Below are 12,270 nucleotides of genomic sequence, written 5' to 3'. Positions count from 1 at the left end.
ATTACTCCCTAACGCTATCTGCAACAACTACGGTAATATGAGAGGTACGCTTTACGATACGATCAGCACGGCCTTTAGCACGTGGCATGATACGCTTTAATGAAGGACCCTCATCAACCATAATCTTAGATACAACTAAATCGTCGATATCTAATGACTGATTGTGCTCTGCATTTGCAATTGCGCTGAGCAATACCTTACGGATTAGTGCAGCAGCCTTTCTTGGGCTGAACTGTAATAAATCCAGTGCTTTCTGAACAGGTAAACCGCGAACTTGGTCAGCAACCAAGCGAGCTTTCTGAGCAGAAGAGCGAGCATAACGATGTATAGCTTTAACTTCCATTACATTAAACTCCTTTAACCTTTTGCATCAGAAGCGGTGTGACCCTTAAAGGTACGAGTAGGTGCAAACTCACCTAACTTGTGACCAACCATTTCATCTAAGATGAATACAGGTACGTGATTACGACCGTTATGTACAGCGATTGTCATTCCAATCATCTGTGGAATGATAACTGAACGGCGTGACCAGGTCTTGATAGGCTTTTTATCGCCTTTCTCAGAAGCCTGAAGTACCTTCTTTAGTAAGGACTCATCAATAAATGGACCTTTCTTTAAAGAACGTGGCATGTTAAATCCTCGCTAAACAATTAACGGTGGTGAACAATGTACTTATCAGTACGCTTGTTCTTACGTGTCTTGTAACCCTTACTTGGAGTACCCCAAGGTGAGCATGGCTGAATGCCCTTGTTACGGCCTTCACCACCACCATGTGGGTGATCGATAGGGTTCATAGACATACCACGAACGGTTGGGCGTACGCCTCTCCAGCGCTTAGCACCAGCCTTACCAAACTGAGCTAACATGTGCTCACCGTTGCCGATTTCACCAATGGTAGCACGGCAGTCAGCTAGTACCTTACGCATTTCGCCTGAACGCATACGTAAAGTTACATAAGCACCTTCACGAGCAACTAATTCGCAGTAGCAGCCTGCTGAACGAGCAAATACTGCACCAGCACCTGGGTTTAACTCAACAGCATGAATGGTTGAACCAAGTGGAATGTTGCGCATTGGTAAAGTGTTACCAACTTTGATAGCAGCATCTGGACCTGATACAACTACATCACCAACTTTTAAGCCCTTAGGAGCTAAGATATAGCTGCGGGTACCATCAGCGTAGCAGATTAATGCGATGTGAGCAGAACGGTTTGGATCATACTCTAAACGCTCTACGCGTGCCTCAACACCATCTTTCTGACGCTTGAAGTCAACTAAACGATAGCGCTGCTTGTGGCCACCACCGATGTGACGGGTTGAAATGTGACCATAATTGTCACGACCACCAGTCTTACGCTTCTCAACAGTTAGAGAACGCTCTGGACCACCCTTCCATAAGCCATCAGTCTTGATCATTACAACATGACGACGAGCTGGGGAGGTTGGCTTTGCTTTAATGATTGCCATTAGTTGCTCTCCTTGTTACCCTGAGCTGCCTGCTCAATCTCAGCTAATGAGTTCTCTGGAACGGTGATATAAGCCTTTTTCCAATCTGAACGCTTGCCGAAACCGCGAGCTGTACGACGAACCTTACCCTGGAAGTTTAAGGTACGAACTGCTAAAGCGTCGATGTTAAATACAGCCTTAACTGCAGCCTTGATCTCATCTTTAGTTGCATCTTTAGCAACTTTTAATACGATAACGTTCTTTTCGTTTGCAGCAGTGCTCTTCTCTGAAACTACTGGTGCACGTAAAACGTCAAATAAACGAGCCTGTGACATTATTTAAACATCTCCTCTACTTTCTTAACAGCAGCAGAAGTGATAAGAACCTTATCAAAACCAACTAAGTTTACTGGGTTGAACTCAGATGACAGTGGCTGGCATACTTCAACTCTGTATAGATTACGGGATGCTAAGAATAAATTGTCATCGATAGCATCAGTAACGATCAGAACCTGCTTTAAGCCTAAATCCTTTAGCTTTGATACTAAGGTCTTTGTCTTGTGGTCTTCGATCTTGAAATCTTCAACTACAACTAAGCGATCCTGACGAACTAACTCAGATAAGATGCTGCTCATTGCAGCGCGGTACATCTTACGATTTACCTTCTGAGTCCAATCCTGTGGCTTTGCAGCGAAGGTGGTACCACCTGCACGCCAAATAGGTGAGCGAGATGAACCAGCACGTGCACGACCAGTGCCCTTCTGACGGAAAGGCTTCTTACCGCCACCTGAAACCTCAGAACGGGTCTTCTGAGCTTTAGTACCGCGGCGAGCAGTGCTTAGGTATGATACAACTACCTGGTGCACTAATGGCTCGTTGAACTCGCGACCAAAGGTGCTCTCAGCTACCTCTAGTTGCTTGTCTGCGCCAACTAACTTTAATTCCATTTCCTATTACCTCGGGTTAAGCTTTTAGACTTGGTCTTACGATTACGTCACCGTTATTAGCACCTGGTACGGCACCCTTAACGAGAAGTAAGTTACGCTCTGCGTCAATGCGAACTAAATCAAGGCTTAAAACTGTAACCTTCTCAGAACCCATATGACCAACCATCTTCTTGCCCTTGAATACTCTACCTGGGGTCTGATTCTGACCGGTAGAACCTGGAACACGATGTGAACGTGAGTTACCGTGAGTATAATCCTGGTGTAAGAAGTTATAACGCTTAATAGTACCAGCAGTACCTTTACCTTTTGACTGACCGGTTACGTCAACTTTCTTAACGTCCTGGAATGCATCAACCTTGATCTCGTCGCCAACATTATAAGATGCTAGCTCAGACTCGGTTAGACGGAACTCCCATAAGCCACGGCCTGCCTGTACGCCGGACTTTGCGAAATGACCAATTTCTGGCTTGGTCATGCGACTTGCTTTGCGATCACCAGTAGTAACCTGGATTGCGGTATAACCGTCAGATTCCATGTTCTTGATCTGGGTAACGCGGTTTGCTTCTACCTGGATGACTGTTACTGGAACAGATTTGCCGTTCTCGTTGAAAACACGGGTCATACCAAGCTTGCGGCCAATTAAACCGATTGACATTGTATTTATCCCCTATTGTTAGCGAAGGCTGATCTGAACATCCACACCAGCTGCAAGATCTAAACGCATTAAAGCATCAACAGTCTTCTCAGTTGGCTCCACGATGTCAATTAAACGCTTGTGGGTACGGATTTCGTACTGGTCACGAGCATCTTTGTTTACATGTGGGGAAATAAGGATGGTGTAACGCTCCTTACGAGTAGGGAGCGGGATCGGACCACGAACTTGAGCACCGGTACGTTTTGCGGTTTCAACGATTTCAGCTGTTGAGTGATCAATCAATCTGTGATCGTATGCCTTAAGACGGATCCTAATTTTCTGATTCTGCATTGCAGACTCCATTATTAAATAAAAAGAACATACAGACACCTGCCTTCTTGCTCAGCTTAGATAAAAATCTAATTACAAGAGGAAGTGCTGTTACTTAACAATTTCTCCCAAAATTAGGGAGGGTATCATCAGCCGCATCATAAAGAAGTAGGGCTGGTTTTGTAGTCGATGTCACAAAACATGCTACAAAGCGTTCGAATATTTTACACAATTTGCGAAAAATATCAACTATTTTTTAGTATGCAATAAAATTTACTTTTATCTTATTGTTTTATATTGTTTTTATTTTTGTTTTTTTATGTTTTCTAATGTATTTTTTCCATACATCAGTTTTAAAGAATCAGCATTTATATCGTATTCTTTGTGTAAAAGGTCTAATCTATTTTCACTATCTGGCACACCTTCTATACCAAGCATCGAAATTACAAGATTGAATATCAGATCATTTGAAAAATAAGCATTCTGTCTTTCTTTGAACATTTCTGCCTTTATTGGCTGTAACTTTTTATAACTATCCGACAAATAAACAACTAATGGTACATGCAGCATATCAATTGTTACATTTTCAGGATCATGCCCTCCCATAAGGTATGGATCTTCGCCATGATCAGAAAAATATACCATTGCTCTGAAGTTTTTGTTTTTTAAAGCTTCCTTGTATATAGAATCTACTACATAATCTGTATAGAACAGAGTGTCATCATATGAATCTATTACACTATCCTCTGTTTTAAATGTTTTGAATTCATTTGGAACTCTTCTGTCATATTTCTGATGAGATCCCATTAGATGTATGATAATCAGAGCTTTTTTGTCTACTTTTATTTTTTTAAACCTCTTTACGAGCTCATAATCATAGTAAACTCCTTCCATCTTTGCAGATCCATTAGTCCATATTTCATGATCTGCTGTGGATGCTATTACAGTAATAGGAGTTTCATACATTCCAAATTTTCTCTGATTAGAAAGCCAGTATGTTTCAAATCCTAAGCTTTTTGCAATTTCTATTAGTGAATAGGACTCGACCACATCAATGCTCTGATACTGATTTGCCTGAGTTAAGGCATATGACAAGGCCTGTACTGTTTGAGGCCAAGATGAATATACATTTTTGTATATAAAGGCTTCATTATTCAAAACTCTCTTTTTAAGCAATGGGAAGGTGTTTCTTACTGCTCCGAAAACGGACATCCTTGATGCATTATTTGATTCCCCTACTACAACTACATAAAGGCCAGGATCGTCTGCTAATTCATTATTCTGAGTTAAACCTTTAAGCTTTGATAGTTTCTGCGCTCTAATGTTTTTGAGCTCCTTATATTTATTGAAATTATCTAGCTGCTTTGAGGTAACGTTAACTACTGAAAAAGGAAGATAATCCATTCTTGGAAGTGCAAGAACAATTGCTCCTATAAGGCATAAAAGTAAGGAAAATGCACTTGATTTACTGACTCTTAAAGACATCTGAACTCTTTTTAGAGCAAATATGTTTAAAAGCATAACAAAAACCAGAAAAAGAAAAGCCACGCCCCAGCTTAAACTTACATTACTTAAAAAGAACTCCTTTCCTTCCTGAGGATTTGTCTGAGCAAGTGCAATAATTATGTCTGATGAAAGAAGAGATCCTGTTGCTACAAAATATGATTCAAAAATAAGAGGCAACAATAAAGATAGAATAACAATAATTACAAATACTAAACCTTTAACAAAAGATAAATGGCAGTTTTTCTGACCAAGCAGTGCAATTGATGTTATAACAAAGCTCAATGATATAAGCGAAAAATCTAGACCTTTTACTACATCTATTAGATTTGTGTTCAGATTAAGACCTAAAGCTATGAGATAAACACTCATATAGGTAAAAAGATATATAAAAAATGCAGCTAGTGTCCTTATATCCTTCTTTATGCCAGAAAAGTACAGTGCAGCAATAAAAATCGTCAGAGATGACAAGGTATAAACACTGAATGATACATAACTTCTTAATGACAAGCCGTAAATAGAATAATACAGCAATGAGAGTAATACCGGACAAGCTGCCTTTAAAGAAAATCTGATAAAATCCATCAACATGCCCCCGTCAGAAAAAATTTTTTATATAATACGTCAACTATTATTTCTATTCAAAATATAAGCATGAATTATACTTTTACTCTTCCAGAAAATTACTTAGAAGACTCACCTAAAAAAGATCTTGTTCTTCCTGAAGGTGCAAATGGCGTTGTACTTCACTGTTGCTGTGCCCCTTGCTCTATTGGACAGGTTCAGTGTCTGTTAGTAAACCATATAAAGCCTTTGATGTTTTTTTATAATCCTAATATCTATCCTGAGGATGAATATATAAAAAGACGCGATGAATGGATCTGTCTTTGCAAGCAGGTTGGACTTGAATACATCATCGGTGATTATAACCATCAAGAATATCTTGATTCGGTAAGAGGTTTAGAAGATGAACCTGAAAGAGGAAACAGATGTCTTATGTGTTTCAAACACCGCCTACTTGTCACAGCACAGATAGCAAAACAAAGAAACATCAATCTCTTTGCTACAACTTTATGTACATCAAGATGGAAAAGTAAAAAACAGGTTGATGCTGCAGGTTTTTATGCTCAGGAAAAAACAAGAATAAAGTACTGGGATCAAGACTGGAGAAAAGAAGGTCTTGTTGAAAGAAGATATCAGCTTGTTAAGGAAATTGATTTTTATAATCAGCAGTACTGCGGCTGCGAATTTTCAATAAATAAAGACAGCTACAGAAAGTAAAACCTATAAATACTATGTGAATATTTATAGGTTTCAGATAGGAATAATAAAACTTAAGCACCATACTGCTCGCGATAAGCTAACATTGCAGGAAGATGCTCTTTTAGTGAATCATCCTGTTCAATATACTTGATAAGATCGTCTAAGGTAACAATAGAAATGATCTTGATTCCGATATCTCTTTCAGCTTCTGCAATTGCACTTAACTGAGTTTTGCCCTTTTCCTGACGATTTAAAGCAATAATCGCATACTTGAAATTAGCACCGTTTGCCTTAATGATCTCTTCTGATTCACGAATTGCAGTTCCAGCTGTGATAACATCATCAACAAGAAGAACATCACCAGCTAATGGTGCACCAACAAGATTTCCACCTTCGCCATGATCCTTCTTCTCTTTTCTGTTAAAACACCATGGTGTATTTTTGTTATGTTCGGTTGCAAGAGCAATGGATGCTGCACAAGCTAATGGAATACCCTTGTATGCAGGGCCAAATAAAACATCAAATTTAATTCCAGCTTCTACAATAGCATGTGCATAGCATGAACCTAGGATCTGAAGATCCTCACCAGTATTAAATCCACCTGCATTGAAAAAATAAGGGCTTGTTCTACCTGATTTCAGAACAAATGATCCGAATTTTAAAACGCCTTTTTTTAAAGCAAGTTCAATAAATTTTTTTTGATAGTTCTGCATAGTAATTCCTCAAAATTCTTTGTGAAATTCTATCTTATTTCGTATCATTTGTCTTAATTCTTTTATAACTATTCTGAATCACAATCATTTATAAATCATGAAAGATACAAAATCATCTAGAAGAAATATGAAATTCAACAATTGAGAAATGACATTATTGTGTGAGTACAAAGGATAAAAATGTGTCAATAAGAAAGAAAACGGCAGCAGGAACCACAATATTATTCATACATGTTATGTGTTTTTATTATTATCACTGATCACAAGATCTTTCTTACATCATGCATAATAATATCTTGTTCAGTATAGAATAATGCTAATCGTCGTTTTGCAGTGAATAACCGATTGGAGAATTACATTCTGTTATGGGATTAGAATGTGCAGAATATTGTAGAGAAAACTGGAACAAAGTAACAGCAAAAGATATGGCTTTAAAATTCAAAAAAACAATTAAAGCCAACACACATTTGTTCAGATGCCCTAACTGCAAACAGTACCTTGTATTTATCCATTCTAATAATCAAAGACCACATTTTAGGCATAAGAATGGAAGTCTTTCTTGTGAGTACAAAATTGAAGAAACAAATCTAAACAATTCTTATGTTATTTCTTCATCAATTAAGCGTATAACAGAATTTAAGGAATACCCAATATTCCTTTATATTGAAAATTTATACATTTTTTCTTTTAATATTGGACTACCAGCACTTTCTGATGAATTAATATCTTTTTTACCAGATCATATTCAGTTCAATCATAATAGGTACTATGGGAAAACAGTGATTTTATCTCAAGGCGAAGATGTAATTCCAAATAGGATTACAAAGTTGCCTTTTGCCCCATATAAAAAAGGTGAATTTCCTCTTGAATATTATTCAGTTATCTATGACTCTCCTAGTATTGAAGATTTCTGGCCCAAACATGTTAAAGGAATAAATGATAATGGTGCTATTTTTATTATAAGCTCAGACGATCAAAAGAATGACTATAAAAAAATGGTATATGATAGTTCCCCTTCAAAAGGAAGCGAATATCTTTTTATGATAAAAGATGAGCTCGTGACAAGTGGAAAATACTCTGAATTATCATCATTATCAAAAATATCTCAATGTAATGGATATTCAATATATAAAGGAAAGCTTACAGACAACTTATCAAGTCTTATAGTAGCGCTAGGTTACTCAGCCCCAGAAGAAAAAGAACAGTATATTCCTCTTCTTCCTGTCCATAATGAAGAAATAGAAGAAAACAAAAATAAAAAAAATATCATATTTAATTCTGATGAATTCTATTTATTTAAAGATTCTATTGAAAAATCAATAGATAAATATAATTGCAAAAAGGATTCAATCAATTCTAAAAAACTTACTTTTGAATGCAATTCTGAATTTCAAAATTCATTTTTTATAAATAACAGCGACCGTTACATTCTTCTAAGGGATAGCAAAGATCGCATTATAGAAGAAGGTGTATGCAATAATCTTCCAAAAGATAAATTGAAACTTGAAATTAAATATAATGCTTTTGTAGAAATTATAAGAAATAGTTTTACCTTAGAAAAGATATCTTTTTCAACAAAATCAACTGAAGAATTTATATTTGATTCTAGTTTCATTCAATATGGCGATGAATTAAAGGTTTATTATGGTATCGATTGTGTTTTTTCAGTAAAATTCATAAAAATAATAAAACAGCTCAATCACAAATTAGATTTTATTGAAAAGTTATTGTCTAATTCCTTAGAAGACAAAATTCCCATCAACCATACGAGTGGATATATCTTAAAATATTTTGACTGTAAATCTAGGATTTATACATTGTTGCTTAAAACCTTCAAAGAAGGAAACATATCTAAAAAAGCATGGTCAGAAATTAATGAATTGATAATACAAAGGAATTCACATGGCAGTAGAAGAAAAAAAATTTGAAATTAAGTCATTGAAAATAGGGGATTCAGGTCTAATTCTTGGAATGACTGATGATGAAATAAATACTCATTACAAAACTCCTTGTATAGTGCCTTTAGCATACATCGATGCTAACTATAGCATCTCAGGCATAATTAACATAAGTGATGGCAAAAAAAATAAATTATCCATAGATAGACAAGAACAGGATAATTTTAATAAAGGACTAGTTGGCGTTTGGAGATATGAGGTACAAGAGAATTATAATGATCATACTAAAATATGGACGAAAGTTACTTTTGTTTCTGATTGGATAAAAGTTGTATCTTTTCCCTATAGTGATGTAAAAGATATATTAAAAAACTTAAAAGATGGAATTGAGGAAATTTTTTTTAATCAGAATTCTAATAAAGAGACATCAGTATTACTTGGAACTAATTCACTTAATGGGCAATCGGTGACATGTATAGAAATAAAAAAAGAACATTTCAAGAGAGAATCCAATAAACTTTTTTTAGAAGGAATTGAAGAACTATCAGTATTTAATTTATCTTGTGATTCAATAATAGAACTCAAAGATCCTCAAAATGATAATTCACCATTTTTTGTTTATATAAATAAATCCTTACCATCTTCATCAGGTACAGTATCACTCTTAAATGATGATCAAAAAAAGTATATAAAAACCATAAAAACCATAAACAGCATTATAAATTTCAATTTAAAAGCAGACAAATATAGCAAAATTGAGCCTTTGCTAAACGATTTGAAGAATGAAATTATCTCAAATAATATAGAGTTTTTAACAATCGATAAATCAGCACTAAACGATATATTCGATTACTTGTCTCATAATCCAGAGCAAATTACTTTTGAAACGAATGTTATTCAAGAAATTCTTAAAAATAATCATGAAATAAAACAGAACTTTATTACCGAAGCAAAAGATATAATTCAAGATCAAATAAAAGAAATAGAATCAGAAAAATACAATACAGAAAAAGAATTAAATGACAAAAAACAAGAACTAAAAAATTTAGAACAATCCATAGAAAAAAAACAAACAGAACTAGACAATCTAAGCATAAAAGAAAATGAACTTAAATCTTTTGAAGAAAATTTTATAGACGCACTTAGAGAAAAGGTTGATGCACTAAAAAACAAAATTCCTTCATCATTAGCAGATTACTATTTTTATACACAACAAAATAATAACTGCGAAACAAAAAATGGAATGACAACACATACTAATTCAGAAATTGCATACTTAAAGAATTATGGAATAATTGAAGATAGTAAAGATGTTATTACTAAAGATGAATTATTGTCACTTGTAGAACAATATTTTAAAAAAAATGGTATCAATAATAATGAAAATTCCATTTTTCTATTTCTATCTCTACTTTGGTGCCAAAAACGCAATCAAAACGTACTATTAATTGGTACTGAAGCAGAAAAAATAGCTCTTTTGTATGCTAGATTCGTTATGGGTAAAAACCCTCTTAAATTAGATTGTGCAAATAAATACAGCCCATCCATAGAAAATGAATTACTAACTGCAGATTCTGACATTATTATCGTAAGACACCCTTTTGATGGTAAGTGGGTAGATAAATTATCAGAATTTTCATCTATTTCAGATAAGTTCATAATTATCACTTATCCTTTTGTTGAAGATCTAATAGTTGAACCAAGGAGCTTTTTTAAAAATTTTTTTCCTATACTAACTACTTACATCACTATAAACGATGAAACAATTAATCGAGACTATAATAAAATTCCTGCTATAAGCTATGAAAAAGAAGACATTCTATCAACGCTTTTTAACGATAATGCATCCTCCTATAGAACATCCGATATCAATTATATAAGCACAATAGGATTACCTCAGACAGAAAAAAATAAATACAATGAACTATTCGTTGCTATTAATGGATTAAATTTAGAAATAACATCAATTAAAGAGTACTTTTTCTTGGTACTTATTTTTCCATTATTAATTGTATTTAATAAACTAAAAGAGATAGAGAAAATAGATATTCAAGAAAATATTAAGGATCTTATCAGAGACTATATCGATGAAGAATACTGATTTTTTAATTTTTTTGTCTTCTGTTTTCAACAAATATATATCTGTAGAAGATATAACTAATAACTCATTATTTGAAGACAAATCAATAATTAGACAAACAATATATAGTCTAGGAGCGTTACATGGGCTTTATGCATTATTTGATAAGTTAGTTGATAACTATGACTCTCAAAATAATGACTATGAATATAATCCCTGCACTGTTAATCATTTAAAAAGTAGAATAAACAAAGTTTTTTCAGCACTTGATTTATTTTGCAAGGAGAATACTAATTATGATTCTAATTCAATCAACTATGAATCAGATGACCAGCAAAAAGGCTTAGCTGATTATATATTCACTCTGTACAAATCAACGGGCTTTTTCTACAGTATACCAAAATATCTATTCCATTCATCATTTAAATCAGCATCAATAGCCGGAATAAAATTTATACGAGGAAATTATTTTTCGCAAAATCTAAAGATGTGTGGAGCAGGACCATATGAAATAGATCTAACCCCCGAGATAAATAGTATAGAATCTGTTAAGGAATTTTTTCATTTACCACTTCTAAGTTGCAAAGATGCTTTCGAACAATTTCTTTATACTTTAGATTTCAGAACTTCAGCTCCAATAAATTCAAATACTGAGTATTTGAATGCATCTGTAATAAAGAACAATACTTTTAACAGCTATTGGGGGCATAAGAAAAGTATCAATAAATATACTCTAGCACGAATTAAAAATAGCACAGAAAATAATTTTGATTATTATTTGATTAGAAATCTTTGTGGAAATGAAGAATATGCAAAACTAAAGTCAACGCATTGCAAAAATAAAAATTATATATTTATAGCTAGAGCTATTCATGAGATGAATAATCAATTACCACCTATTGAATATAAAACAGACGAAGTTTTTACTTATATCAATATTGGATATCTTCTTCCAACTGAAATTCAAAATTTCTTTGAACTATTATGGCGAAATTATTAAAGCACACTAAGATCACAATTTGATTATGTTTATGCCTTAATACTTGCAATCAAATCACTCAACTAGCTTGAAGGTGTTCTTTTAACAGCTATTGTATTATACGTATATTATTTAGATCTATTAATTGCCTATTAATTCCTTTATCATTTAATTTGAAAATAAAGCATTAAGGGTAATCAAATGGGATTTATAGCAAAAATAGAAAAGGAGCTAGATTTGTCAATGCACAAATCTAGATTCTCTCGTTCTAAAGCTGCAGATCCTCAATATACCATTGATGATGCAATCAGTGATTACTCTAAATTTGCTGTATTTGCTTCAAAAGATGTTGAAGAAGAGTATTACTCTTATATCCGAAGACTATATGAGCGTCAGGATAGAACAGCTACTGGACTAATATATGCTGTAATTGAAGATATCAGAAGCAAAGTAAGTGACTATAGAAAATCTCCTGATAA

14 protein-coding genes are annotated in these 12,270 nt (G+C 34.2%); 5 read left to right on the top strand and 9 right to left on the bottom strand.

The annotated features are described in order from the left end of the window. Position 1: 1 nt before the first annotated feature. From rplV to J5V48_RS03590, 8 genes are all read right to left on the bottom strand, one after another. Positions 2-343, bottom strand: coding sequence for a 50S ribosomal protein L22 (rplV, locus tag J5V48_RS03625; RefSeq protein WP_219937200.1), 342 nt, complete (start codon positions 341-343; stop codon positions 2-4). Positions 344-357: 14 nt separating this feature from the next. After that, positions 358-630 carry a 30S ribosomal protein S19 gene (gene rpsS / locus J5V48_RS03620; protein ID WP_219937199.1) on the bottom strand — a complete coding sequence of 91 codons (273 nt, stop codon included), beginning with the start codon at positions 628-630 and terminating at the stop codon, positions 358-360. A gap of 20 nt (positions 631-650) precedes the next feature. After that, positions 651-1,466: a 50S ribosomal protein L2 gene (gene rplB, locus J5V48_RS03615; protein ID WP_219937198.1), complete on the bottom strand. Its 816-nt coding sequence runs from the start codon at positions 1,464-1,466 to the stop codon at positions 651-653. Beyond that, positions 1,466-1,780: a 50S ribosomal protein L23 gene (gene rplW / locus J5V48_RS03610; protein WP_255557704.1), complete on the bottom strand. Its 315-nt coding sequence runs from the start codon at positions 1,778-1,780 to the stop codon at positions 1,466-1,468. Before rplW ends, rplB begins: the two co-directional genes overlap by 1 nt. Continuing rightward, positions 1,780-2,391 carry a 50S ribosomal protein L4 gene (gene rplD, locus J5V48_RS03605; protein ID WP_219937197.1) on the bottom strand — a complete coding sequence of 204 codons (612 nt, stop codon included), beginning with the start codon at positions 2,389-2,391 and terminating at the stop codon, positions 1,780-1,782. The genes rplW and rplD overlap by 1 nt, the downstream gene beginning before the upstream one ends. A 16-nt stretch (positions 2,392-2,407) precedes the next feature. Next, positions 2,408-3,046, bottom strand: coding sequence for a 50S ribosomal protein L3 (gene rplC / locus J5V48_RS03600; protein ID WP_219937196.1), 639 nt, complete (start codon positions 3,044-3,046; stop codon positions 2,408-2,410). 18 nt (positions 3,047-3,064) lie between these two features. After that, positions 3,065-3,376, bottom strand: coding sequence for a 30S ribosomal protein S10 (gene rpsJ / locus J5V48_RS03595; protein ID WP_219937195.1), 312 nt, complete (start codon positions 3,374-3,376; stop codon positions 3,065-3,067). Positions 3,377-3,658: 282 nt separating this feature from the next. After that, positions 3,659-5,443: a phosphoethanolamine transferase gene (locus J5V48_RS03590; protein ID WP_219937194.1), complete on the bottom strand. Its 1,785-nt coding sequence runs from the start codon at positions 5,441-5,443 to the stop codon at positions 3,659-3,661. 69 nt (positions 5,444-5,512) lie between these two features. Between J5V48_RS03590 and J5V48_RS03585 the strand changes: the two genes are divergently transcribed. Beyond that, complete coding sequence (locus J5V48_RS03585; protein ID WP_219937193.1) at positions 5,513-6,139, top strand: epoxyqueuosine reductase QueH; 627 nt, start codon at positions 5,513-5,515, stop codon at positions 6,137-6,139. 53 nt (positions 6,140-6,192) lie between these two features. Here the strand turns inward: J5V48_RS03585 and pyrE are convergent, their stop codons facing one another. Continuing rightward, a complete protein-coding gene (gene pyrE / locus J5V48_RS03580) occupies positions 6,193-6,834 on the bottom strand; it encodes an orotate phosphoribosyltransferase (protein WP_219937192.1) in 642 nt (213 codons plus the stop codon). Positions 6,835-7,199: 365 nt separating this feature from the next. Here pyrE and J5V48_RS03575 point away from each other — a divergent pair, with 365 nt between their 5' ends. From J5V48_RS03575 to J5V48_RS03560, 4 genes are all read left to right on the top strand, one after another. Further along, complete coding sequence (locus tag J5V48_RS03575; RefSeq protein WP_219937191.1) at positions 7,200-8,762, top strand: competence protein CoiA family protein; 1,563 nt, start codon at positions 7,200-7,202, stop codon at positions 8,760-8,762. Continuing rightward, complete coding sequence (locus J5V48_RS03570; RefSeq protein WP_219937190.1) at positions 8,737-10,833, top strand: GumC domain-containing protein; 2,097 nt, start codon at positions 8,737-8,739, stop codon at positions 10,831-10,833. Before J5V48_RS03575 ends, J5V48_RS03570 begins: the two co-directional genes overlap by 26 nt. Beyond that, on the top strand, positions 10,820-11,812 hold the full coding sequence (locus tag J5V48_RS03565) for a hypothetical protein (RefSeq protein WP_219937189.1): 993 nt from the start codon (positions 10,820-10,822) through the stop codon (positions 11,810-11,812). Before J5V48_RS03570 ends, J5V48_RS03565 begins: the two co-directional genes overlap by 14 nt. 180 nt (positions 11,813-11,992) lie before the next feature. Then, positions 11,993-12,270: hypothetical protein (locus J5V48_RS03560; protein WP_219937188.1), on the top strand; the 278-nt coding region annotated here is incomplete at its 3' end.

Source organism: Succinivibrio faecicola (assembly GCF_019448115.1).
GTDB lineage: Bacteria > Pseudomonadota > Gammaproteobacteria > Enterobacterales > Succinivibrionaceae > Succinivibrio > Succinivibrio faecicola.
The sequence above is the reverse complement of the archived record's forward strand: the minus strand, read 5'-3'. Positions and strand labels throughout refer to the sequence as shown.